This window comes from Gordonia sp. PvP123, from assembly GCF_040547295.1.
Lineage (GTDB): Bacteria > Actinomycetota > Actinomycetes > Mycobacteriales > Mycobacteriaceae > Gordonia > Gordonia terrae.
Genome location: NZ_JBEPPN010000017.1, coordinates 17,639 through 40,412, shown reverse-complemented (window position 1 = coordinate 40,412; position 22,774 = coordinate 17,639). Strand labels below are relative to the sequence as shown.

Here is a 22,774-nt window from a genome sequence, read left to right as displayed (position 1 = left end):
CTGGACGTGGGCAGGTCCCGGGGCGGTCCTCGTCCGATGCCGACCGGACACGCCGACTCACCGCTACCGTGAGGACACCATGACCACTCCACCCGCCGAACCACCTCGGGTCGGCCGGCACGCCGCCGACCGGGACGCACCCGAACCCGACCCGGTCCCGGCACCGCCGACCCCGACACCGCGGACGCCGACACCACCGACCCCGACACCACCGGCCGCGGTCACGCCGGCGCGATCAGCCCCCACCGCAACGCCCCAGTCGCCCAGCACCATCGGCGAATTGCTGTCGACGATGTCGGACGTGGCCCGGGAGGCCGGTCGCAACGATCTCGTCAGCCGACTCGACGGCGCACGCACCCGGATCACCGACCCCCGGCTGCGGATCGTCGTGGTGGGTCAGCTGAAGCAGGGCAAGAGCTCTTTCGTCAACGCGCTGCTCAACCTCGACGTGTGCTCGGTCGGCGACGACGAGACGACCGCGGTGCCGACCGTCATCTCGCACGCCGCGCAACCGTCGGCCCATCTGATCGTCGACGGCCCGGCCACCGACAGCCGCATCCCGGTGCCGATCGAGGCGATCGCCGGCATCACCCCCGATTCCCCGCTCGCCGGTGGCCGCGAAGTTCTGCGTCTCGAGATCGAGGCACCCGGCCCGTTGCTCGCCGACGGCCTCGTCCTGGTCGACACCCCCGGCGTCGGCGGTCACGGACATCCCTATGCCGCAGCGACATTGGGTATGGTCGCAGCGGCCGACGCAGTGCTCGTCATATCCGATGCCAGCCAGGAGTTCACCGCACCGGAGATGGCGTTCCTCCAACAGGTGGCCGGTCTGTGCCCGACGCTGGCGTGCCTGGTCACGAAGACCGACCTGTATCCGCACTGGCGGGCCATCGTCGACGCCGACCGGTCGCATCTGCAGACCGCGGGCCTCGACGTCCCGCTGCTGCCGGTGTCGTCGGTACTCCGTTCCCACGCACTGCGTCTCGGTGACGAGAAACTGAACGCGGAGGCCGGGTTCCTCGATCTGTACCGCTATCTGCGCGAGCGCGTGGTGGCCACCGCGCGACAGGCGACGCGAGCCACCGTCGCCACCGATCTACGAGTCGTCAGTGAGCATCTCGCGCTCACCCTGGGCAGCGAACTCGCCGCCCTGCGTGACCCCGAGACCGCCGGCCGCGCCGTCGGGGCACTCCGGGAAGCCAAGTCCGACGCCGAGGCCATGCGCCGACAGTCCGCGCAATGGCAGCAGACGCTGGCCGATGGGATCGCCGATCTCGCCGCCGACATCGACCACGACCTGCGGGACCGTCTGCGTGCGGTGACCCGGGAGGCCGAGCGGGCGATCGACGAGGGCGACCCGGGGGTCGACTGGGAGCAGTTGAGCGAGTGGTTGGCCGACCAGACCGCGGCGGTGATCGGCGACAACTTCGTCTGGGCGCACGAGCGTTCGGTGTGGCTCGCCGAACGGGTCGCCGACCACTTCGCGGCCGCCGGCCAGAACTCGCTCCCCGACATCGACGTCGCGGATCTCACCGGCGTTCTCGACTCGGTTGCCGAACTCGCCGAACTCGACAGCGGCCGAGTCGGTGTCGCCCAGAAACTGCTGATCGGGATGCGCGGCTCCTACGGCGGCGTGCTGATGTTCGGCCTCATCTCGACGATGGTCGGCATGGCTCTCATCAACCCGGTGTCCGTCGGCGCCGGACTGTTGCTGGGTACCAAGGCCTATCGGGATGACAAGGAGGCCAAGGTCCTCGAGCGTCGCGCGAAGGCGAAGGTCGCCGTACGCGCCTTCACCGACGACGTCAGCTTCCAGGTCGGCAAGGAGTCCCGCGACCGGCTACGGGTGATCCAGCGAGTCCTCCGTGACCATTTCACCTCGGTCGCCGAACAGACCGCGCGCTCGATCTCGGAATCCCTCAGTGCTGCACAGTCCGCCGCGACCCTCGCGGACTCGGAACGATCCGGACGGGTTGCCGAACTCGAATCGCGGCTCCATGCGGTCGCCGCCCTGCGCAGAGCGGCCGACCATCTCGATCCCGACGACACCGCCGCGGAGCTTCCTCACCGATGACCGACATCGCCCGTGTCCGAGGGCTTCTCGAGGCCACCCGCGCCGCGCTCGCCGACGACCCGCATGCACAGGCCGAGCTCGACGTGTGCGCCCACCGGTTGTATCAGCCGGTGCGGATCGCGCTGGCCGGTTCGCTCAAGGCAGGCAAGTCGACGCTGCTCAATGCCCTAGTCGGACAGGACATCGCCCCCACCGACGCCACCGAGTGCACACGTGTGGTCACCTGGTACCGCAACGGACGGTCCCCGTCGGTCACCGCGCACGTCGACGACGGCCGCGCGGTCGGCATCCCGGTCACCCGCATCGACGGCCGGTTGGGCTTCGACTTCGGGCGCCTGACCGCCGACCGCGTCGACCGCCTGGACGTCGAATGGCCTGCGCGGGCGCTGCAGTCGACGACCATCGTCGACACCCCGGGCACGGCCTCGCTCTCGACGGAGCTGTCCGCGTCCACACTCGCGCTCCTCACCCCCGACGACGGCCTGTCCGGCGTCGACGCCGTCGTCTACCTGCTGCGTTCCCTGACCGCCACCGACACGACGATGCTGCGCCGCATCGGTTCGGCCATCGGCGGATCGTCGGGTCCCCTGGGCGTGATCGGTGTGGTCTCCCGCGCCGACGAGCTCGGCGCCGGCCGGATGGACGCGATGATCTCGGCACATCAGATCGCCGGGCGGTTCGCCGGCGAACTCGAACGCACCGGGCTCTGTCAGGCGGTCGTGCCGGTCGCGGGACTCCTGGCGCTCGCCGCCCGGACGATGCGGGAAGTCGAGTTCCGCGCGCTGGCAGAGCTGGCCGCGACCCCGGGTCCCGATCTCGAGGCGGCACTGCTCACCATGGACCGGTTCTCGCGCCCCGACATCCTGCCTGCCATCCCGGCCGATCTGCGCCGTTCGCTGGCCGAACGCTTCGGCGCCTTCGGCATCCGCATGGCGGTCACGCTCATCCGGTTCGGCGCCACCTCGTCGTCGGCGCTGGCCGCCGAACTCGTCGAGCGCAGCGGGCTCTCGGAATTGAGTGCCATCATCGACACCCAGTTCGGCCAGCGCGCCGACCAGCTCAAATCCCATTCCGCACTGGTGACGATGGATCACCTTCTCGCCGCCTCACCGTCGGCGGGAGCGCGCGACGTCCGGGCCTCGGTCCGTCGGGAGCTCGCGGACGTGCACGGCTTCCGTGAACTGCGTCTGCTCGGCACCATCCGGGCCGGCGGCGTCGATCTTCCCCCGGATCAGGCGGCCGAGATCACCCGACTCATCGGCGGATCGGGCATCGATCCCGCGGTCCGCCTCGGGCTGCCACCGACCGCGGACCTGTATGCGTTGCGCGACGCGGCCATCGAGGCCGCGCGTGTCTGGCGGGCGCGTGCCGGCCATCCGCTCCTCGGTCCGGCGTCGGCGTCGGCATGTCAGGTCGCGGTTCGCAGCGCCGAGGGCATCGTCGCGCAACTCGACGCGGTGGTCCGGACCGGCGACGTCGAGGGCTTCAGCGCAGGGAGGCTGTGACCGACCGGGTGTAGGCGATCCCGGTGGCGATGACCGCAACGAGGGCGGCGGCCGCCGGAAGCCACTGTGCGACAACCGGCATGCCGATATCGGCCAGGGCGGTCGCGGACGGACTGACGGTGAGATGGAACGCCACGGCGCCGGCGACAGCCGCCGCGGCACCGATCGTCAGGATGGTGCGACCGGACCATCGGCTGTCCCAGAGTCGGGCTGATCCCCACAGACCCAGGACCACCACGACCACGGCGATGACCGCGCCGACCATCAGTGAGATGTCCACGGCACGTGCGGCGTCGGTTCCGCTCTCCGGGTGGGCCCGCACGAGATCGGCGGCCAGTGTGGACCGAATGTCGTTGAGGGACAGGAGTGTCAGTCCCACGGTCACGATGACGAGGGCGACCGACACCAGCCAGCCGACGATCACGTACCGGACGGCCGCGGCGCGTCCGGCCGGCCGTTGCGGACGCATCGGCGTGACGGCGACGCGTGGGCGGGGCGGTGGGGAGCCGTCGGCGTTCGACATCCCTCGATGGTAGTTGCCCGACGACTCCCACCCGTCGAACTCGGCGCATCCTCGTGTCCGGGTCCGCATGTCCCCCGATCGGTGGATGCAGCGTTCACCCCACCCATCACCCGGTCAGCGGAAACCACCACACCCACATCCCGAGGAAAGTCAGTGGTGTCACCAACACAACCCCCACACCACACCGGGAGCACACCATGAAGACCACCACCCGCATCGCCACCGCCACCCTCGGACTCGCCGCCGCAACCGGCATCGCCCTCGGCGCCGCCGGAGCCGCCCACGCCGGCACCCTCCCCATCACCCGACCCGGCGAACCCACCGTCGCCATGACCATCACCAACCACACCGACAAGCCCGAATACCTCCAAGGCGCCAACGCCGACGGCGGCCAATGGATCAACGCACCCCAACACATCCTCTACCCCGGCGCCACCGAAACCATCACCGCCACCGCACCCTTCACCAACCACCTCGACGTCAACGCCATCTACCGCATCGGCGCCTTCGGCCCCACCGCCAACTACCAACTCACCAACCACCCCCACAACGTCAACACCGCCATGAGCACCATCTGGGGACCCCACGCCCAGAACTACTGGATGAACAACCACATCGACACCGGATACCCCCAAGTCAACGTCGGCTTCGACCAGTGGTGAACCAGCCCGGACAGACACAGAATGCGTCGTCCGTATCGGATTTCGATACGGACGACGCATTCTGTGTGGGATCGAGCTCAGGGGCCGGCGGTGGCCCCCGTCAGCGGCGGCGACGCCGCCAGGACCTCGTTCTCCTCGTCGGTGAAAGTCCTTGCGCGTGAAAGGAACCGGACGCCTTCCGGTGCCTCGAGACTGAATCCGGCGCCGCGACCCTTCACGACGTCGAGGATCAGCTGGGTGTGCTTCCACAGCTCGAACTGGTCACCGTTGATCCAGACCCGTACAGCCGGAATGGGTTCGGGGAGTTCGATCTCGCCGACCAGCACATCCCGCTGGCCCACTCGATACTCCCCGACCGGGTAACACATCGGGGCCGAGCCGTCACAGCACCCACCGGACTGGTGGATCATGAGGCCGCCGTGCAGCTCCGACAACTTGGTCAGGAGCTGCACGGCGGAGTCTGTGGCGACCACGCGATCAGGAACACTCTGCTCGGCGGTCATCGTCAATCACCTTCTCTTCGCTGGTACTTGCACCGCTATCGCGTGGAGAGGGCCCCGCTGCTCACCGCTCACGCGAGGAGCGCGGCCCCCTGCTCCCTGAGGTGCGAGGAGCGCTAGCGACGAGCCTCGAAGGGTCAGAAGAAACCCTTGGCGCTCTGAGCGTAACCGACCAGGAGGTTCTTGGTCTGCTGGTAGTGCTCGAGCATCATGAGGTGGTTCTCGCGACCGATACCGGACTGCTTGTACCCGCCGAAGGCGGCGTGCGCCGGGTAGTCGTGGTAGGTGTTCGTCCACACCCGGCCGGCCTGGATCTCGCGGCCCGCCCGGTAGGCGGTCGCACCGTCACGGCTCCACACGCCGGCGCCGAGCCCGTAGAGCGTGTCGTTGGCGATGTGCATGGCGTCGGCGAAGTCCTTGAAGGTGGTGACCGCGAGGACCGGGCCGAAGATCTCTTCCTGGAAGATGCGCATCTTGTTGTTGCCCTGGAAGACAGTCGGTTTGATGTAGAAGCCGCCGGCCAGGTCGCCGTCGAGTTCGGCTGCCTCTCCGCCGATCAGCACCTCGGCGCCCTCGTCCTTGCCGATGGCGAGGTAGGAGGAGATCTTCTCGAACTGATCGTTGGAGGCCTGTGCGCCCATCATCGTGTCGGTGTCGAGGGGGTTGCCCTGCTTGATCTTTCCGACGCGGTCGACGGCCTTGGCGATGAACTCGTCGTAGATGTCCTGCTGGATGAGCGCGCGGCTGGGGCAGGTGCACACCTCGCCCTGGTTGAGCGCGAACATCGAGAAGCCTTCCAGCGCACGGTCGAGGAACCCGTCGTCGGCGGACATCACGTCGTTGAAGAAGATGTTCGGGCTCTTGCCGCCCAGCTCGAGGGTGACCGGGATCAGGTTCTCCGAGGCGTACTGCATGATGAGCCGGCCGGTGGTGGTCTCACCGGTGAACGCGATCTTGCGGATACGGTTGCTCGACGCGAGCGGCTTGCCCGCCTCGACGCCGAACCCGTTGACCACGTTGAGGACTCCGGCGGGAAGCAGGTCGCTGATGAGGCTGACCAGGTACAGGATCGACGCGGGTGTCTGCTCGGCGGGCTTGAGCACGACCGCGTTGCCGGCGGCGAGCGCGGGCGCCAGCTTCCACACCGCCATCAGGATCGGGAAGTTCCAGGGGATGATCTGGCCGACGACGCCGAGCGGCTCGTGGAAGTGGTAGGCGACGGTGTCCTCGTCGACCTCGGAGATCGAGCCCTCCTGGGCGCGGAGGGCGCCGGCGAAGTAGCGGAAGTGGTCGATGGCCAGCGGGATGTCGGCGGCCATGGTCTCGCGGACGGCCTTGCCGTTGTCCCAGGTCTCGGCGACGGCCAGCTTCTCGAGGTTCTCCTCCATGCGATCGGCGATGCGCAGCAGGGCCAGCGAGCGCTCGGCGACGGGGGTCTTGCCCCATCCGGGTGCGGCCTTGTGGGCGGCGTCGAGCGCGAGGTCGATGTCCTCGGCGGTCGAGCGTGCGACCTCGCAGAAGATCTTGCCGTCGACGGGCGACGGGTTCTCGAAGTACTGACCCTTCACCGGCGGGGTCCACTGTCCGCCGATCCAGTTGTCGTAGCGCGACTCGTAGCTCATCACCGAGCCATCGGCACCCGGCTTTGCGAAGACGGTCATGGTTGCTCCTTGCGTGTGGGCCTCAAGCTGAGGACGCTCTGCGGATGTCACACGGGACACCGGAGGCGTCCGTTGTGATCTGCTCCACACTCTAGGAGCGGGGTGGTTGCACAAGCGTTGCAACGTTGGCCACCAGCTGTTCACGCAGCTCAGCCGGTTACGCCCCGTACCGCTTGTCCAGGAGTCGGATGCGTCCGCCGACGACGGCCCGGTCGGGGTCGCCGACCGGCAGGCGGTGTTCGAGGCGGCGCCAGGCGGCGAGGTCGTCGCGTCCGTGGGTCGACGACGTCCACCGGCGCAGGGCCGCGACGTCGCCGGACGCGAAGAGACGCGACCGCAGGTCTTCCCGGAGTTCCTCGAAGATGTCGACGATGCCCGGCGCGCTCGACTCGGCGAGCAGTCCGCCGCGACCTAGGTCGTCGACGACCGACGCGAGGTCCGAACCCGACGCGATGCGCGACCGGAGGGTGTCGACGTCGGAGGTGATGTCGAGAGTGAGGCGGTAGGGCCTGCTTGCCACGACGTCGGCACCGAGGTCGCGGCGGAGCCGGGAGATCTCGGCTCGCACCGTGACCGGGTCGAGCCCGTCCTCGGCCAGCTTCAGCGCGAGCTGCTCGGTGTTCAGTCCTTCCGGAAATGCTTGTAGCAGAACGAGTATCTCCGCATGTCGACGGGACAGCGTGCGGGCGCCCGGCCCGTCGGCGACTCGGTGCCAGCGTCCCGAACCGTCTCCGAGGACGGTGAGATGCGCCGCGCCCTGCGGTCTGGGCGCCGGATCGAAGGTGGACGGGTCGGCGAGGTCGACAGCACCCGCCCGCAGTTCACGCTCGACGGCCGCGACCACCGAGCGGACGGCCGCCAGCGCGAACGGTGCCGCGACCTCACGTCCACCGGTCACGTCGATGACACCGATCACGTGCCCGGTCAGCGGGTCGTGCACGGGCGCCGCGGCACAGCTCCACTCCTGCACGGGGCCGGCGAAGTGTTCGGGTCCGACGACCTGTACGCCTCGGTCGACGGCCAGCGCGAGTCCCGGGGCATTGGTGCCGACGACCTCTTCGCTCCACACCGTGCCCTCGACGAAGTTGATGTGACCGGCCCGATCGCGGGCGGCCGTGTCGCCCTCGATCCACAGCAGGCGCCCGGCCTGATCCGTCAGCGCGACGACGACACCGGTGTCGGCGATGGCATCGACCATCAGCGACTGCACCAATGGCCGGACGGCGGTGATGGGATGTGCGGCTCGGTAGGCGGCGAACTCCGCGGGTGACATCACGGACGCACGGTCGCCGTCCGCGGCGGCCTCACTCGGGTCGACGCCCCTGGTCAGCGACCTCGCCCACGAGTCGCGGACGATCGATCGGACCGCATCCGCGGGCGGGTTCCCGCCGGAGAGGAAGTCCTCGTACGCCCGGCGGATGCGCGTGGCCACCAACGCCGCGTCAGTCATGCACCCTCCGTTGATTGCCCGATATGTCGACGATTCTGCCTGCACCGATGTGATCTCGGCAACATTCGACCGGCCCCGCCGTCGCGTGCCGGTCCGCGATCCCGCGCCCGGTCCACGATCCCGGCCTAGCCGAACCGCGCCGAGAACGTCCGCGGGGTCATGCCGGTGACGGTCTTGAAGTCACGCACGAAGTGCGCCTCGTCGGCGTAGGCCAGCTCCGCCGCGAGCGAGGCGAGCGTTCCCGACCGGTCGCGCAGACGCTCGGCCGCCTCGTGCAACCGGCGGCGCTGGATCAGCCACTTCGGGGTCAGGCCGAGGCGACGCCGGGTCAGCCGCTGCAGGCTCCGTTCGGTGAGATGGAACCGTTCGCAGATCTGGGCGACCGCCACAACGGTCGAATCGGTCTCGACGTACTCCACGATCGCGTTGATCAGCCTGCCGTCGTCGTCGAGCGGGAGATACGAGCGCAGCCAGTCCTCGACCCGATCGGTCGCGACACGCTGGGTCTCCTCGATCCCGGGGTCCACGGCCATCGCCGAGCGCACCGACCGCTCGAGATCGCTGCCCTTCTCGCCGAAGACCTCGGCGAGTTCGGCATGTCGATCGGTCCACGCCCCGACATCGCCGGTCAGCAACCCCCCGGCCCCCGGCGTCAGCATCACCCCGATCGCCCAGCCGTCGCCCGTCAGCACCGTCTCCGACAGTCCGGTCACCACGCCGTAGAAACGCGCATAGGTGTTGCTGATGACGATGAGGCAGACCGGGTACTGCAGAACGCGCTGCGGCGCCTCGGCGCCGGGTGGCACCCACCAGACCGGAACCCAGAAGCGGCGCACCAGCTCGTCGAGATCGGGGCTCGGCGCCCACCGCCCGATGCGATAGCTCGCGTCCGACGGGTCGACGAGGTGTGCGCGCTCGACATCGTCGAGCCGCGCGCGCCCCTCATTGTCGGGTTTCATCAATCACCGTCCCGTACTCGTGCGGTTGACTTTCATCATGACCGCAATCAACGACACCTCACCATTGCTCGACCACTACGCCCTCCTCGCCGACGGTTTCGCCGCCGTCCTCGACGACGCTCCCGCGGACACCTGGACCGCATCCTCCCCGTGCGAGGGCTGGACCGGACGCGACGTCGTCGGTCACGTCATCGACACGCAGCGCGAGTTCTTCGCACGCCACGACGTCGATCTCGGACCCACTCCCTCCCTCGACGATCCGGCCGCCGCCTGGCACACCCACCGCGACACCGTCGCCGGCCTGCTCGCCGACCCGAGCGTCGGCGAGCGCGCCTTCGACGGCCACTTCGGACCGACCACCATCGGCGAGACCCTCATCCGGTTCTACGGATTCGACATGATCGCCCACCGGTGGGACATCGCCCGGGCCGCCGGGGCAGAGCATCGGTTCACCGACGACGAACTGTCCGAGATGGAAACGGCAGTCGACGGTTTCGGTGACGCGCTCTACTCCGAGGGCGTGTGCCGCAAGGTCGAGATCCCCGCCGGCGCCGACCGTCAGACGACGCTTCTCGCGAAGTTGGGTCGCGTCGCGTCCTGACTCCCTCCGCCTCTGAGGCGCGAGCCCCCATGCTCCCTGAGGTGCGAGCCTCCCCATGCTCCCTGAGGTGCGAGCGAAGCGAGCCACGAAGGGCATGGCGAGGCACCCTCACCACGCCCTTCGTGGCTCGTCGCTATCGCTCCTCGCACCTCAGGGAGCACAAGGTTCGCAACTCAGCGAGCCGGGGCGGGACTCCGCGCGCAGCTCAGGGAGCAAGGGGGTCAGCACCACTCACGGGATCCACCCGTTGTGCCGCGGATAGCGCGCGCGGAGGTGACCGTAGACATAGGTGCTGACCAGGAGTGCGACGCCCGCACCGATCGACGGCCACAGGAACACGTTGTCGAGTGAATCGCGGATCGCCGCGACCGCCCAGCCGATCACGAACAGCACGAGCGCGATGGTCGCCAGGATGCGGATGACGAGCACCACGGTGGCGAGCACCGCCCACAACGCCTCCCGCGCACGCCCCGGCCGTCCACCCACGACGTCATCGTAGTGTCGTGCCGGCCCGCGGGTGCTCTCCTGCGTCTCGCATTTGTGCCCACCGGCCGGCACCACATGGACAATGGAGGAATGAAGACCATCCTCAACGTCATCTGGCTCGTCCTGTGCGGACTGTGGATGGCGATCGGCTACGTCGTCGCGGGCATCATCTGCTGCATCCTCATCATCACCATCCCCTTCGGCATCGCGTCGTTCCGGATGGCGAGCTACGCGCTCTGGCCCTTCGGACGAACCGTGATCCGCAAGCCGACCGCGGGTGTGGCATCGACGATCGGCAACGTCATCTGGATCATCGTGGCCGGCCTCTGGCTCGCGATCGGTCACATCACGACCGGCCTGGCGATGTGCCTGACGATCATCGGCATCCCCCTCGGCATCGCGAGTTTCAAGATGGTTCCGGTGTCGCTGCTCCCGCTGGGTGCCGAGATCGTCCCGACCGATCAGCAGATGCCCGGCGGTACGCCGGTGCGGATGTGACCCACCGAACGTCGCGCTGACCTCCCCCGACCCATCCGCCTCGCCGGTGGATCCGAACAGGTGGCATGACACACGGGTCCCAGACTGACGTCGCGAGCGCCAGGCCCGGTACGGACGCGGCGCTGCCGCCGGTGGCGATGACCCATTTCTCGCTGCACGCCACCGGCGCCCGACTCCACCAGGAGTCGTTCAGCCGACGGCCCGGATACCCCGATCACCCGCAGCGCACGTCATACTTCTTGCCGCAGCCCCGTTGCCTCCGGGCCCACGCGGAAACGTGACACCCGCCCGCCGGAAGCGGCGTTCGGGGGGACAACGACACATCGTTCGACGACGGCAGGAGGCACGCGATGTCTGAGCATCTCGATCCCGACGCTGCCGAACTGCTGGAGATGGCACCGCTCGTCGCCCTCGACGCACTCTCCGATGACGAACTACGCGACGTCCAGGCGCGCGTCGCAGGGGCGCCGCACGATGTACGCGCCCTGTTCGACAAGCAGGTCCGCGCGACCCGCGAGGCACTGGCCGCGATGAGCAAGACGACCGCCACGCCACCTCCGCCGACGCTCCGCGACCGCATCCTGTCCGCCGCGCGTGCCGACGCGGGTCTCGACGCACCGGACGTCGCCGAACCGGCCGGCGCGTCGGCGTCCGGACCGGTCGTGTCCGGCGCGTCGGATCATCCGATGCCCCAGCAGGACCCCGCATCAGCCGGCACCGACGTCGGGCAACCGGAATCCGCCGCCGGCTCCCCGGCGACCGGGACCGATGACCGACGCAGGCCTCGCCGGTGGACATATCTCGCCGCCGCGGCGGTCCTCGCCGTCGCCATCGGCGCCGCCGGGTGGGTCATCGGACAGTCGAGTTCCCCGGAACCGGAGGTGCGCCCGCTCGCTTCCCCGGCCGAGCAGGTCTTCTCCGCGGAGGACCTGCGATCGACCGGCGGTCCGGTCGCGACCGGGAACGTCACCGTCTACCTCGCGAAGTCTGCTGACACTGGCGTACTGGTCATGGATTCGGTCCCGCCGCCTCAACCGGGGACGGTGTATCAGATGTGGCTCATCGGGCCGAACGGTGCCCGCTCGGCCGGCACGATGACCGACAAGGACGTCGAACCGGTCACCACCGCCGTGTTGTCCGGGATCAACTCCGCCTCGACGCTGGCGTTCACCGTCGAACCACCCGGCGGCTCGGACCGGCCCACCACCACCCCGGTGGCGCAGTTGTCGCTGACCTGACCGGGCCGTTTCCTGGAAACCACCCCGTGGAGCCGGGCCGGCGGCATATCGGCGGCTGTCCGGTTTCCACGGGTGGCTTCCAGAGTCACTTCAACAACGCGCGGATCGCCTCGATGCTGTCGGCTTGGGCCGCGGTCTTGTCCGGCCGATACCGGACCACGCGCGCGAAGCGCAGCGCGACACCACCCGGGTAGCGCGAACTCCGTTGCGCACCATCGAGTTCGATTTCGACGACGATCTCGGGACGCAGGTGGATCGTGTACGAGTCCCGGTGCGTCTCGTGTTTCGGGAACTCCTCGGTCTGCCAGCGCAGCAGCTCATCGGTCAGGCCCTTGAACGTCTTGCCGACCATCACGAGTTCCCCCGTCTCCGGATCGCGGGCGCCGAGATGCAGGTTCGACAGCCAGCCCGAGCGACGCCCCGACCCCCACTCGGCACCCAGCACGACGAGGTCGAAGGTGTGCGTCGGTTTGACCTTCTGCCATGCCTTTCCACGACGGCCGGCCACGTACAGGCCGTCGAGCGACTTCACCATCACACCCTCGTGACCGTCGGCCATCGCGGCGTCGAAGTGATTGCGCGCCTCCTCGACACTCGGCCGCGTCACGGCCGGGATACGCAGCTGCGGGGCGATCGAGTCGATGGCGGCGAGCCGCTCGGACAGCGGGCGGTCGATCAGGTCGGTGCCGTCGAGATGCAGGCAGTCGAAGAAGAACGGCTTGAGCAGGCGTTCGGGTTCACCCGCCGCCGTGGGCCCGGAACCGAAGCGGCTCATGGTGTCCTGGAACGACCGCGGTCGGCCGTCGTCGGACAGCATCAACGTCTCCCCGTCGAGGATGACCGAGTCGCACGGTAGCGCGGCGATCACCGAGACGAGGTCGGGCACGTTGGCCGTCACGTTCCGCAATGTGCGGGTGAACACCGAGACCTCGGTCCCCCTGCGGTGAACCTGGATCCGCGCTCCGTCGAGTTTGTAGTCGACGATGAGGTCGGGCCCGAGGAGCGCGAGAGCGGAATCGAGATCGTCGGCGGGGGTCGCGAGCATGGGTTCGACGGCACGACCGACCTCGAGGCCCACCGCGGCCAACGCTTCGGCCCCGAACCGGGCCAGCGCCGCGGTCTCCGGCAGCGAACCGGTCAGCATGTTCGCCCGACGCACCAGCACCAGATCCTGGCCGGTGACCTTGGCGATGGCGTCGGTCATGACGCCGGCGAGTGCTCCCTGCCGCAGTTCGCCGGTGAGCAGTGCCACGAGGAACTTCTGCTCGGCTTCGGTCGACGCCGCGAACAGGGACGCGATGATCTCGCCGCGGCGCTTCGTCGAACCGGGGCCCGACGCCGACGCGAGCTCACCAAGGGCGGCATCGACAGCCGCGACCTCCAGAGTCGGCGACTCCGCGGGTGCCGCAATCAGTTTCGACAACGACCGCCATCCGACGCCGAGACGCCCTTGGGGGATCTCGCCGGAAAGCCATGCGACGACGATCGGCAGTTCCGCGTCCGTCGTCGCCGAGAGCACCTCCGCGAGCACCGCTGTCTTGCGGGTTCGCGACCGGTCGCGCGCGACATCCGCGGAGGTCTGGACGACGTCGGTCAGCTTCATGTCGCCTCACCTGCAACCGGACGGGCATTCACCCGTTCGACGGTACGCCGCGCCGCCGACAATCCCGGTCGGCAGCGCGCCCGTGACTCAGACCTCGGTGAGGTCGACGGTCTTGGTCTCCTTGACGCTGAGCAGGGCGATCATGGTGGCGCAGGCGGCGACCGCGAGGTACACGCCCACCCAGCCGACGCCGTAGTCCGCGACGATCCACGTCGCGATGAACGGGGCCACGGCGGCGCCGAGGATCGACGCCACGTTGTAGGCGATCCCCGAACCCGTGTAGCGCACGTTGGTCGGGAACAGCTCGGGCAGGATCGCGCTCATCGGCCCGAAGGTGAGCCCCATCAACGTCATCCCGAGGATCAGGAAGAACAGCATCATTCCGTCGGTCATCGATGACGGATCGAGCAACCACTGGAAGCACAGGCCGAACACGATGATCGCAGCGGTGATGATGATGAGGAACGCACGGCGCCCGTACCGATCGGCCAGGCGTCCCGAGATCGGCACGCATGCGGCGAAGAAGAGGACCGCGACAAGCTGCAGCTGCAGGAAGTCGACGTAGCTGATGGAGAGCTTGACACCCGATTCGTCGGTCACCTTGCCGGTGCCGTAGGAGATCACCCAGGTGGTCACGATGTAGAACAGCGTGTACGTCGCGACCATGATGAACGTGCCCGCGATGAGCGGACGCCAACTGGTCTTGACGACCTCGGCGAGCGGCGCCTTGACCTTCTTGCCGTCGGCGACGGCCTTCGCGAACACCGGTGTCTCGGTGAGCTTCAGCCGGACATACAGCCCCACGGCCACCATGATGGCGCTGGCCAGGAACGGGATTCGCCAGCCCCAGGTCATGAAGGCATGGTCGGGGTCGGCGGACGCGGCGTCGAAGTCGAGGGCGAGCATCAGCAGCAGGAAGGTGCCGTTGGCGAAGAAGAAGCCGATCGGTGCGCCGAGTTGCGGCCACATCGCCGCCCACGCGCGCTTGCCCTTCTCGGCCGTCTCGGTCGCGAGAAGCGCTGCGCCCGACCACTCTCCGCCCAGTCCGAGGCCCTGGCAGAAGCGCATGAGCGCGAGCAGCGCCGGTGCGAGGTAGCCGACGGAGTCGTACGTGGGCAGCAGACCGATCACGAAGGTGGCTATACCCATGGTGAGGAGCGACCCCACCAGTGTCGCCTTCCGGCCGACGCGATCCCCGAAGTGGCCGAACAGGATCGAGCCGATGGGTCGCGCCACGAAGGCGAGACCGAAGGTCGCGAACGACGACAGCAGCGCCGCGGTGTCGTCCCCCTTGGGGAAGAACAGGACCGGGAACACGAGGACCGCGGCCGTCGCATAGATGTAGAAGTCGAAGAACTCGATGCTCGTCCCGATCATCGACGCGATCACGATGCGGCTACGGGGTACCGGCGCCTGGTCGGGATGGTCGATGTTGCGGACCGCGGAATCGCTCATCCGCGCGACGTTACGCCTGCGGCTCGAGCCGCCGATTCCGACCCCTGAGAAAAAGCTGAGCGGACGGCGACACCCGGCGGGTGCGGCTCATCGCAGTCCCACCGCGACTCCTCACTTGTCCCGGTGTGGACCCGACAGTTGGACGAGGACGTCGACTGCCGTTGCCAGATCGGCATCCTCGATGTGCGAGAGCATCGTCTGGATGACCCCTCGAACGATGTCGGGTCGCGGCTGATACCGGATGTCGATTGCGGTGGCGATGTTCCACGTGAGCAAGAAGGCATCGCGGACCGCGCGCTCGTAGAGTGCACCCGCGGTTGTGTGGGTGCCGTCTAGGTCGACGACCCGGTGCGTGTCGAGGACTCCGGCGAAGGCGGCGACCATCAGGCCGGCACTTCGACGGTATCGGTGATCGAAACCGCCTCCGTACTGGTCCGCCACCAACGGGAACGATGCCCTGTCGATCGGTGCAGCTCGCCGAGAAATCAGCTCATCGCCGGCGAGGAGCGCGATGAGACGCGCGTTTCGATCGACGGCCGCCACGAACAGATCGCCGAGGTCACCGTTCGTGGCGGCGGCCGGAATGCTCATGTCGCCGACGGTCATCTCGGAGAGATGTGCGCCGACATCGTCGGTCGTCGCCCGAAGTGCCGCTGTGTCCATCCGACGCCCCTTCTCGAAGACAGTGCCCATCCGAACTGTCGATCCGTCCCGTCGGCCCGCGATGATGAGAGGACGCTTCCGCATCGAGCGGGAGTGACCGGCCGCAACGATCGTCTACCACGGTAGACGATCTGAGAGGGGATGTCGATGGCGGACGACGACCGGGTTTCGAGTGCGGAGCCCGATCTCGGCGCACTTCTCGGGCGACTGATCCCGCACCTGATCAGCCTCGAGGAGCCGATCCTCCGGGCCGCCGGCCTGTCGATGTGGGAGTACGCCATCGTGGGCGAGGTCGCCGCGACGCCGGCTGTGTCGCAGCGTGCGTTGTCCGAACGCACCGGGCGAGATCCGACGCGACTCGGCAAACATCTGGACGAACTCCAGCGGCGGGGCATCGTGTCCAGGGAGAGGTCGGGCAGTCATCGCCAGTGGACCGTTTCGATCACCTCGGAGGGGCATGCACTGCACGAGCGCGTCCAGGCCGAGATACGGGCCGTGGAGGACGAGCTACTCCACGGCGCCATGTCCGACAGTCAGGCAACGACCTTTCGACGACTGCTGCGAGTCCTCGTCGCGTCCGTCTCCTGACGCATCCTCCGCGGCCGTCACCCGCCCGCGCCGACTACCGAGAACGGCCGGTAGTCGGCCGAGCGGATGCCGCGTTCGGCCTGTCAGCTACCGCGTTTGATCCATTCTTCGAGGTGGGGTGCCTCGGCGCCGACGGTGGTGCCGTCGCCGTGGCCGGTGTAGACCTTCGTCTCCGGGTCGAGGGTGAAGATCTTCTCGGTGATCGAGGCGATGATCGTGGGGAAACTCGAATACGAACGCCCGGTCGCGCCCGGACCGCCCTGGAACAGGGTGTCACCGGAGAACAGGACCTTCGCCTCGGGCAGATGGATCACCGACGACCCCGGCGAGTGGCCGGGGGTGTTGATGATCGTCAACTCGGTCCCACCGACGCTGATCCGCTGGCCGTCCTCCAGATCCTGATGCGCGACACCGGGATGGGTGTCGTTCCACAACATGTCATCGCCGGGGTGCAGCAGGATCGGCGCGCCGGTCGCCTCCGACAGCTCCGGGGCCACGGTGACGTGATCGTTGTGCCCGTGGGTCAGCACGATCGCGGTCACCGTCCGGTTGCCGACGCCGTCGAGGATCGGCTTCGCCGAGTGCGCGGCGTCGATGATGATCACCTCGTCGTCATCACCGACGAGCCACACGTTGTTGTCGACGTCCCAGGTGCCGCCGTCGAGACTGAACGTGCCCGAGATGACGACGTTGTCGATCCGCAACTCGCCGCTCACAACTCCACCACCGATCGCAGCACCTTGCCGGCCTCCATCGCCGAGAACGCGGCCTCGACATCGTTGATGCCGATGCGTTCGGTGACGAACTTGTCCAACGGCAGACGCCCCTGCTCGTACAGGTCGATCAGCATCGGGAAATCACGCTCGGGCAGGCAGTCGCCATACCAGGACGACTTGAGTGCGCCACCGCGGGAGAAGAAGTCGACCAGCGGCATCTCCAGGGTCATCTCCGGGGTCGGCACACCCACCAACACCACAACTCCGGCCAGATCACGGGCGTAGAACGCCTGCTTGTAGGTTTCCGGGCGGCCGACCGCATCGATCACGACATCGGCGCCGTTGCCGTCGGTCAGTTCCTGCACCGCGGCGATCACATCGTCGACCTTCGACCCGTCGATCGTGTGCGTCGCACCGAGGTCGGTGGCCCATTCCAGCTTCGACGCATCACGGTCGATCGCGATGATCGTCGTCGCACCGGCCAACCGCGCCCCGGCGATCGCCGCATCACCCACACCACCGCAGCCGATCACCGCAACCGAGTCACCACGACCCACGTTGCCGGTGTTCATCGCCGCACCGATCCCGGCCATCACACCGCAACCGAGCAGACCCGCCACCGCCGGGTCGGTGTCGGGATTGACCTTGGTGCACTGCAATTCGTGGATCAACGTCTTCTCCGCGAACGCGCCGATACCCAGCGCCGGGGTCAGTTCGGTGCCGTCGGTCAATGTCATCGGCACACTGGCGTTGAAGGTGTCGAAGCAGTACCACGGACGACCCCGCTTACACGCCCGACACTGACCACACACCGCCCGCCAGTTCAGGACGACGAAGTCGCCGACCTCGACATGGGTGACATCGGAACCGACCGACTCGACCACACCCGCGGCCTCGTGCCCGAGCAGGAACGGGTACTCGTCGTTGATCCCACCCTCGCGGTAGGCCAGGTCGGTGTGGCAGACACCGCACGCCTTGATCGCCACCACCACATCACGCGCACCCGGGTCCGGGATCACCACGTCCACGACCTCCGTCGGCGCCTTCTTACTGCGCGAGATGACTCCCTTGACTGTCTGCGACATGCGTTCTTCCTTCCGCAACTGCGTTGTTCGGGGTACGTGTGCAACGTGTGTTCGCAAGGACGGCGACGCGTCGTGGCATCGCCGGAACACATCGCCACAACCTTATCGGTAGGGCGGACACCGATCTATTGTGAGTAGCCGTCGTCCACTGCTGGTAGCCAAACCCAGCGGTGGTCCGCCGCCGTCGCCCGCTCGGACCTCACCCTAGGCTCGCGATCGGCCGATTCGACTCCGTTTCGGCCATTACGAACACCGAGCCCGCGGCGTCCATGCCGACGCAGGTTGTTTCACGACGGCCACGTCGGGGCAACCCTGCGACGTACTCAGCATCTCGACCACGAGGAGGTACACCATGGCAGAGAACAAGAAGGACCCTGGACCTTCGGTCAAGGACGACGAGCTCTACGAGAAGCTGCGCGACGAGGGCAACTCGAAGGAAAAATCCGCTCGGATCGCCAACGCCGCGGCCAACAGCTCGCGGTCGGACGTCGGCAAGAGCGGGGGCAAGTCCGGTTCCTACGAGGACTGGACGGTCGACGAACTCAAGAAGCGCGCGAAGGAACTGGACCTCTCCGGTTATTCGGACCTGAAGAAGGACGAGCTGATCGAGAAGCTCCGCGATCACTGAAACCCGATCCGCCGGGCCCGACACCACCGAAGCCGCCGACCCCTGAGGGTTCGGCGGCTTCGGTGTGAAAAGGGACGGTGCCGGCCAGTGCGCCTCTCGGCAAACAGGCCGCTCGAAGCGGCAAAAGGGTGGGACCCGGGGCAATGGATCCGTCACCGTCGAGGGCTTCAACCGCGTCCCTCGGCGACTTATTCCACCTGGCTCGTCCGCACGCGGCCCAAGCGTTCCAAGCAGTGGTCAGCGAACCAGACCGACACGCTGGAATGCCGTGAGCGCGGTCTCCCCGGTGTTCCAGAGCGCGTTGACGTCGCCGCGCGCGCCGGGCGCCGCACGGACGTCTTGGAGCGCGAGGCCGTTGCGGAACGTCAGTACGTTGTAGCCCACATCGGCGGCGCGCAACATCGGCCCGGTCGCGCGCCCGGCACCGGCCACCCGGTCGAGTCCCTCACCGACGACGTAGAAGCGGAAGATCGGACCCAGGTCGACGCCGTACTCCCGCAGTGTTTCCGTGACGATCGAGTTCCCATGCGCAGCAATGGCGTCGACGATGAAGAAGAAGTCCCGAGCGTTCGATGGTGTGGCCCGGGCGTCGGCGGTCGCATACGCCAGGTCGACGGTGATGTGCGAGTTGTAGCCGGCCATGGCCACCCGCTGGCCGGGGACCGCGCAATCGTCGGCCATGTCGAAGTAGTGCCGCCACTGGGGCGCGACCGGTCCCCCGCCGAACTCGCCTCGCACGGCGTCGAGGAACCGGTTGAGGAGTTCGAGACTGATCACCGGGGCCCACCGCGGCGTCTGGAACACGCGCGGATTGTTCTGCAGCGGCATCACCGCGTCGCGTTCCACTGCGGCCAGTCCGAGGGCGAACAATCCGCGACGGTCGCGGCGGTCGGTGAGGATGTCGACGATCCCGTACAGCTTCGCGACGTTGCGTCGTAGCTGCACGAGCGGGAGGTCCCGCGAATCCTGATCGTAGGTACTGAGTTCGACGATCCGCTCGCGGTCGGCCGGGCGGAGCTCGGTGCCACACGTCTCGGCCGGTTCCGCCGTCGACGTTGCCGGCGCGGCGACGAGAAGTGTTCCTAGCAGAGCTGCGGTCAGCAGTGTCGCCGAGAGTGTTCGCATGGAACCCGGTGTTACCCCTCCGCGCGCGGATCAACCCTCCGACCGGGGTCGCGAGACCCTTCGTGACGCGCCCTCCGCAAGCTCCGGGCGCTCCTCAGGGAGCAGGGTGACGCGCCGCCGCCCTCCGCAAGCTCCGGGCGCTCCTCACTGAGTGGAGTCCGTCAGGGCAGGAGGCCGGCGCTGCGGGCGGTCACCACGGCCTCCAGTCGCGACGACGCCCCGAGCTTGCGCATCGCATCCTTCATGTAGCCCTTCACCGTGTACACGGTGACGCCGAGGGTCTCGGCGATCCGGGCGTTCGAGTAACCCAGTGCGGCAAGGGAGATCACGTCCTGCTCCCGACCGGTCAGGTCCACCTGTGTCTGCGCCACCGGGTTCGCGGCAACCAGGACCTCGGTGATCGCGGCGAGTTCATCGGCGAGCCGGGCGTCGTCGACGGTGTCGGCCAGCGATCGGAGTCGGGCGTAGGCCGCCGTCATCCGGTCGCGCATCTCGGCCTCGTCCTGAGCGGCGTGCTCCAGACGTGCGCGGGATGCGACGATCTCGTGTTCGACGGTGCGCGCCTCCATGGCGAGGACGTCGAGCATCCGTCCGCCGATCGGGTCCGGCGTGTGCAACGCGCCGTAGAGCACCGCGACGGGCGAGCGGTCGACGATCACCGGCGCGGCCATCATCGCGCGCAGTCCCTCCCGCTCGATGATCGTGTTGTAGCGATGGGTGATGCGTGGGGTGCGGAGGTAGTCGTCGACGACCATCGGGCGGTTCAGCGAGACGACCTTGCCGCCCAGACCGTGGCCGACGTCGACCGACACGCCGTTCAACGCTCCCACCGTCGATCCGGCGAAATGCTGCAGGCGCAGGTTCGACGGACCGCTGAGGACGCCCGCGAAGGCCAGCGGCACCCCGCTGGACCTGCGCACACGACGCAACGCCTCGGTGACGATCCCGCTCAGCGGCTCGGGCATCTCACCTCACTTCTCCCCCTCTTCAGGGGGTGTTCCGGGGGCATGTCGCGGAGGACACTGTGACTCAGCTTACTCAGTACGGAGCGAGGTTCACGATGACACAGGCCACCACGAAGCCCGTCGACATGGTCGACCGCTGGTTGGGAATCTACGGGGCGCCCGACGCCGACGCCGCGTCGCTGCTCGTCGACGGTCACGATCCCGACGCGATCGCCTTCACCGTGATCGAGGTCGAGCAGACCGGCGATCAGCAGTCCGGCGGTGTTCGCCCGGTCACCACCGACATCACATATGGCGAGCTCGCCGAGCGGTCCAAGCGACTCGCCGCGGCTCTCGCGGAGATGGGCGTCGGTCGCGGCGACACGGTGGGCGTCCTCATGGGCAAACGCGAGGAACTCGTCGTGTCGCTCCTCGCGATCGCCCGACTCGGCGCGATCTACATCCCGCTGTTCACCGCGTTCGCCACACCCGCGATCGAGATGCGCCTGGCGGCCGGCGACGCGAAGGTCGTCATCACCGAGCCGAGTCAGGCGGACAAACTCGCCGGCATCGACGGGATCACCACGGTGATCGCCGGCGAGCAGTTCGAGGAACTCATCTCCTCGCATGAACCGGTCACCGAGTCGGTGGCGGTCGGGGGCGACGGCACCCTGATCCTGCTCTTCACCAGCGGCACCACCGGGGCGCCGAAGGGTGTTCCGGTCCCGGTCAAGGCGCTCGCCTCGTTCGTCGCCTACATGCACTTCGGCCTCGATGTCCGCGCCGACGACGTGTTCTGGAACGCCGCCGACCCCGGCTGGGCCTATGGCCTCTACTACGGCGTGCTCGGTCCGCTGGCCGCCGGCCGGCGCAACCTCCTGCTGCACGCCGGCTTCACCCCCGAGCTGACCGCGAAGATCCTCGGCGAGCTCGGTGTCACCAATTTCGCGGCCGCGCCGACCGTGTACCGCGCGCTCAGCAAGGACTCGCGCATCTCCGGGTTCTCGCTGCGCCGGGCGTCCTCGGCCGGCGAACCGCTGACCCCCGACGTCATCGACTGGGCGCTCCGCGCCATCGGCACCGAGGTCCGCGACCACTACGGCCAGACCGAACACGGCATGTTCATCAACAACCACTGGCACGAGTCGGTGCACGAGACCCTCGTGCCCGGTTCGATGGGTCAGCCGATGCCCGGCTTCGCCGCAGGCATCGTCGACGGCCAGATCGCCATCGATGTCCCGGCCAGCCCGCTGATGTGGTTCGAGGGCTACTTGGACGCACCGGAGAAGACCAAGCAGCGGTTCTCGCCGGACGGGCGGTGGTACCTGACCGGCGACACCGGCCGGGTCGACGACGAGGGTCGCTACTTCTTCACGGCACGAGACGACGACGTGATCATCATGGCCGGATACCGGATCGGCCCGTTCGACGTCGAGAGCGTCCTGATCACCCACCCGTCGGTCGTCGACGTCGCCGTCGTGGGTCGCCCGGACGAACTCCGCGGTGAGGTCCTCGAGGCCTTCGTCGTCACCGCCGACGGGGTCGAGGGCTCCGACGCTCTCGAGGCCGAGCTCCAGCAGTTGGTCAAGACGCAGTTCGCGGCGCACGCCTACCCGCGCACCGTGCACTTCGTCGACGCCCTGCCCAAGACACCCAGCGGCAAGATCCAGCGGTTCCTGCTCCGCCAGAGATGAGTCGCTCGGGCGCGTAACGGCGCCACCGCGCGGGAGCGATGAACCGGTTGCGCGGCCCACCGAGCCCGGCCGCGCCCAGACCGACCCCGTCGGCCGGGCTTCGACGACCTCGCCCG

At 68.1% G+C, this 22,774-nt stretch carries 22 protein-coding genes; 9 read left to right on the top strand and 13 right to left on the bottom strand.

Features of this window, described 5'->3' with window-relative positions; genetic code table 11:
* The first annotated feature begins 79 nt into the window (after nt 1–79).
* Entirely contained in the window at nt 80–2,074 is a 1,995-nt protein-coding gene (locus ABIC25_RS23885) for a dynamin family protein (protein WP_354563455.1), read from the top strand.
* Nucleotides 2,071–3,579 carry a dynamin family protein gene (locus ABIC25_RS23880; protein ID WP_354563454.1) on the top strand — a complete coding sequence of 503 codons (1,509 nt, stop codon included), beginning with the start codon at nt 2,071–2,073 and terminating at the stop codon, nt 3,577–3,579. The genes ABIC25_RS23885 and ABIC25_RS23880 overlap by 4 nt, the downstream gene beginning before the upstream one ends.
* Here the strand turns inward: ABIC25_RS23880 and ABIC25_RS23875 are convergent.
* Entirely contained in the window at nt 3,560–4,102 is a 543-nt protein-coding gene (locus ABIC25_RS23875; protein ID WP_354563453.1) for a hypothetical protein, read from the bottom strand. The two genes, ABIC25_RS23880 and ABIC25_RS23875, sit on opposite strands and share 20 nt — an antisense overlap.
* Before the next feature lie 197 nt (nt 4,103–4,299).
* Here ABIC25_RS23875 and ABIC25_RS23870 point away from each other — a divergent pair, with 197 nt between their 5' ends.
* On the top strand, nt 4,300–4,764 hold the full coding sequence (locus ABIC25_RS23870; protein WP_354563451.1) for a hypothetical protein: 465 nt from the start codon (nt 4,300–4,302) through the stop codon (nt 4,762–4,764).
* 77 nt (nt 4,765–4,841) lie between these two features.
* Here the strand turns inward: ABIC25_RS23870 and ABIC25_RS23865 are convergent, their stop codons facing one another.
* The 4 genes from ABIC25_RS23865 to ABIC25_RS23850 form a co-directional block, all read right to left on the bottom strand.
* Nucleotides 4,842–5,267, bottom strand: coding sequence for a DUF779 domain-containing protein (locus ABIC25_RS23865; protein WP_010844677.1), 426 nt, complete (start codon nt 5,265–5,267; stop codon nt 4,842–4,844).
* A gap of 134 nt (nt 5,268–5,401) precedes the next feature.
* A complete protein-coding gene (exaC, locus tag ABIC25_RS23860; protein ID WP_004021499.1) occupies nt 5,402–6,925 on the bottom strand; it encodes an acetaldehyde dehydrogenase ExaC in 1,524 nt (507 codons plus the stop codon).
* Between the two features lie 157 nt (nt 6,926–7,082).
* Nucleotides 7,083–8,375 carry a GAF domain-containing protein gene (locus ABIC25_RS23855; protein ID WP_354563449.1) on the bottom strand — a complete coding sequence of 431 codons (1,293 nt, stop codon included), beginning with the start codon at nt 8,373–8,375 and terminating at the stop codon, nt 7,083–7,085.
* Between the two features lie 125 nt (nt 8,376–8,500).
* Entirely contained in the window at nt 8,501–9,334 is an 834-nt protein-coding gene (locus ABIC25_RS23850) for a helix-turn-helix domain-containing protein (protein ID WP_354563448.1), read from the bottom strand.
* A gap of 37 nt (nt 9,335–9,371) precedes the next feature.
* On the opposite strand from ABIC25_RS23850, the gene ABIC25_RS23845 reads away from it, so the two are divergent.
* Nucleotides 9,372–9,935 carry a maleylpyruvate isomerase family mycothiol-dependent enzyme gene (locus ABIC25_RS23845; protein WP_354563447.1) on the top strand — a complete coding sequence of 188 codons (564 nt, stop codon included), beginning with the start codon at nt 9,372–9,374 and terminating at the stop codon, nt 9,933–9,935.
* 231 nt (nt 9,936–10,166) lie between these two features.
* On the opposite strand, the gene ABIC25_RS23840 is transcribed toward ABIC25_RS23845, so the two are convergent.
* Nucleotides 10,167–10,421, bottom strand: a complete 255-nt coding sequence (locus tag ABIC25_RS23840) for a hypothetical protein (RefSeq protein WP_033206618.1) — start codon at nt 10,419–10,421, stop codon at nt 10,167–10,169.
* Nucleotides 10,422–10,511: 90 nt separating this feature from the next.
* On the opposite strand from ABIC25_RS23840, the gene ABIC25_RS23835 reads away from it, so the two are divergent.
* Both ABIC25_RS23835 and ABIC25_RS23830 read left to right on the top strand, forming a co-directional pair.
* Nucleotides 10,512–10,919: a YccF domain-containing protein gene (locus ABIC25_RS23835; RefSeq protein WP_248644261.1), complete on the top strand. Its 408-nt coding sequence runs from the start codon at nt 10,512–10,514 to the stop codon at nt 10,917–10,919.
* Nucleotides 10,920–11,269: 350 nt separating this feature from the next.
* Entirely contained in the window at nt 11,270–12,157 is an 888-nt protein-coding gene (locus ABIC25_RS23830; protein ID WP_354563446.1) for an anti-sigma factor, read from the top strand.
* Between the two features lie 85 nt (nt 12,158–12,242).
* Here ABIC25_RS23830 and ABIC25_RS23825 read toward each other — a convergent pair whose 3' ends face one another.
* The 3 genes from ABIC25_RS23825 to ABIC25_RS23815 all read right to left on the bottom strand — a co-directional run bounded on the left by ABIC25_RS23825 (nt 12,243) and on the right by ABIC25_RS23815 (nt 15,908).
* Nucleotides 12,243–13,760, bottom strand: a complete 1,518-nt coding sequence (locus ABIC25_RS23825) for an ATP-dependent DNA ligase (protein WP_248644259.1) — start codon at nt 13,758–13,760, stop codon at nt 12,243–12,245.
* An 87-nt stretch (nt 13,761–13,847) separates the two neighbouring features.
* Entirely contained in the window at nt 13,848–15,215 is a 1,368-nt protein-coding gene (locus tag ABIC25_RS23820; protein ID WP_004022229.1) for an MFS transporter, read from the bottom strand.
* 111 nt (nt 15,216–15,326) lie between these two features.
* Nucleotides 15,327–15,908: a hypothetical protein gene (locus ABIC25_RS23815; RefSeq protein ID WP_354563444.1), complete on the bottom strand. Its 582-nt coding sequence runs from the start codon at nt 15,906–15,908 to the stop codon at nt 15,327–15,329.
* A gap of 117 nt (nt 15,909–16,025) precedes the next feature.
* On the opposite strand from ABIC25_RS23815, the gene ABIC25_RS23810 reads away from it, so the two are divergent.
* Complete coding sequence (locus ABIC25_RS23810) at nt 16,026–16,466, top strand: MarR family winged helix-turn-helix transcriptional regulator (RefSeq protein WP_064570926.1); 441 nt, start codon at nt 16,026–16,028, stop codon at nt 16,464–16,466.
* A gap of 83 nt (nt 16,467–16,549) precedes the next feature.
* On the opposite strand, the gene ABIC25_RS23805 is transcribed toward ABIC25_RS23810, so the two are convergent.
* Both ABIC25_RS23805 and ABIC25_RS23800 read right to left on the bottom strand, forming a co-directional pair.
* Complete coding sequence (locus ABIC25_RS23805; protein WP_354563442.1) at nt 16,550–17,182, bottom strand: MBL fold metallo-hydrolase; 633 nt, start codon at nt 17,180–17,182, stop codon at nt 16,550–16,552.
* Nucleotides 17,179–18,267 (bottom strand): S-(hydroxymethyl)mycothiol dehydrogenase, encoded by a 1,089-nt coding sequence (locus tag ABIC25_RS23800; protein ID WP_239403106.1) that lies wholly within the window; start codon nt 18,265–18,267, stop codon nt 17,179–17,181. Before ABIC25_RS23800 ends, ABIC25_RS23805 begins: the two co-directional genes overlap by 4 nt.
* A gap of 352 nt (nt 18,268–18,619) precedes the next feature.
* On the opposite strand from ABIC25_RS23800, the gene ABIC25_RS23795 reads away from it, so the two are divergent.
* Nucleotides 18,620–18,895, top strand: a complete 276-nt coding sequence (locus tag ABIC25_RS23795; RefSeq protein ID WP_101822725.1) for a DUF7218 family protein — start codon at nt 18,620–18,622, stop codon at nt 18,893–18,895.
* Between the two features lie 237 nt (nt 18,896–19,132).
* Here the strand turns inward: ABIC25_RS23795 and ABIC25_RS23790 are convergent, their stop codons facing one another.
* Both ABIC25_RS23790 and ABIC25_RS23785 read right to left on the bottom strand, forming a co-directional pair.
* Entirely contained in the window at nt 19,133–20,020 is an 888-nt protein-coding gene (locus ABIC25_RS23790; protein WP_354563440.1) for a DUF5995 family protein, read from the bottom strand.
* A 161-nt stretch (nt 20,021–20,181) separates the two neighbouring features.
* Entirely contained in the window at nt 20,182–20,985 is an 804-nt protein-coding gene (locus tag ABIC25_RS23785; protein ID WP_004019679.1) for a helix-turn-helix transcriptional regulator, read from the bottom strand.
* Nucleotides 20,986–21,080: 95 nt separating this feature from the next.
* Between ABIC25_RS23785 and ABIC25_RS23780 the strand changes: the two genes are divergently transcribed.
* Complete coding sequence (locus tag ABIC25_RS23780) at nt 21,081–22,658, top strand: AMP-binding protein (protein ID WP_004019681.1); 1,578 nt, start codon at nt 21,081–21,083, stop codon at nt 22,656–22,658.
* Nucleotides 22,659–22,774: the final 116 nt, after the last annotated feature.

Bases quoted from the DNA above. Each gene is read 5' to 3' on its own strand.
- ABIC25_RS23800 (WP_239403106.1), bottom strand. From the start codon at position 18,267: ATGTCGCAGACAGTCAAGGGAGTCATCTCGCGCAGTAAGAAGGCGCCG.
- ABIC25_RS23815 (WP_354563444.1), bottom strand. From the start codon at position 15,908: ATGGGCACTGTCTTCGAGAAGGGGCGTCGGATGGACACAGCGGCACTT.
- ABIC25_RS23795 (WP_101822725.1), top strand. From the start codon at position 18,620: ATGGCAGAGAACAAGAAGGACCCTGGACCTTCGGTCAAGGACGACGAG.
- ABIC25_RS23780 (WP_004019681.1), top strand. From the start codon at position 21,081: ATGACACAGGCCACCACGAAGCCCGTCGACATGGTCGACCGCTGGTTG.
- ABIC25_RS23825 (WP_248644259.1), bottom strand. From the start codon at position 13,760: ATGAAGCTGACCGACGTCGTCCAGACCTCCGCGGATGTCGCGCGCGAC.
- ABIC25_RS23865 (WP_010844677.1), bottom strand. From the start codon at position 5,267: ATGACCGCCGAGCAGAGTGTTCCTGATCGCGTGGTCGCCACAGACTCC.
- ABIC25_RS23785 (WP_004019679.1), bottom strand. From the start codon at position 20,985: ATGCCCGAGCCGCTGAGCGGGATCGTCACCGAGGCGTTGCGTCGTGTG.
- ABIC25_RS23870 (WP_354563451.1), top strand. From the start codon at position 4,300: ATGAAGACCACCACCCGCATCGCCACCGCCACCCTCGGACTCGCCGCC.
- ABIC25_RS23850 (WP_354563448.1), bottom strand. From the start codon at position 9,334: ATGAAACCCGACAATGAGGGGCGCGCGCGGCTCGACGATGTCGAGCGC.
- ABIC25_RS23820 (WP_004022229.1), bottom strand. From the start codon at position 15,215: ATGAGCGATTCCGCGGTCCGCAACATCGACCATCCCGACCAGGCGCCG.
- ABIC25_RS23810 (WP_064570926.1), top strand. From the start codon at position 16,026: ATGGCGGACGACGACCGGGTTTCGAGTGCGGAGCCCGATCTCGGCGCA.
- ABIC25_RS23875 (WP_354563453.1), bottom strand. From the start codon at position 4,102: ATGTCGAACGCCGACGGCTCCCCACCGCCCCGCCCACGCGTCGCCGTC.
- ABIC25_RS23880 (WP_354563454.1), top strand. From the start codon at position 2,071: ATGACCGACATCGCCCGTGTCCGAGGGCTTCTCGAGGCCACCCGCGCC.
- ABIC25_RS23845 (WP_354563447.1), top strand. From the start codon at position 9,372: ATGACCGCAATCAACGACACCTCACCATTGCTCGACCACTACGCCCTC.
- exaC (WP_004021499.1), bottom strand. From the start codon at position 6,925: ATGACCGTCTTCGCAAAGCCGGGTGCCGATGGCTCGGTGATGAGCTAC.
- ABIC25_RS23885 (WP_354563455.1), top strand. From the start codon at position 80: ATGACCACTCCACCCGCCGAACCACCTCGGGTCGGCCGGCACGCCGCC.
- ABIC25_RS23855 (WP_354563449.1), bottom strand. From the start codon at position 8,375: ATGACTGACGCGGCGTTGGTGGCCACGCGCATCCGCCGGGCGTACGAG.
- ABIC25_RS23835 (WP_248644261.1), top strand. From the start codon at position 10,512: ATGAAGACCATCCTCAACGTCATCTGGCTCGTCCTGTGCGGACTGTGG.
- ABIC25_RS23790 (WP_354563440.1), bottom strand. From the start codon at position 20,020: ATGCGAACACTCTCGGCGACACTGCTGACCGCAGCTCTGCTAGGAACA.
- ABIC25_RS23830 (WP_354563446.1), top strand. From the start codon at position 11,270: ATGTCTGAGCATCTCGATCCCGACGCTGCCGAACTGCTGGAGATGGCA.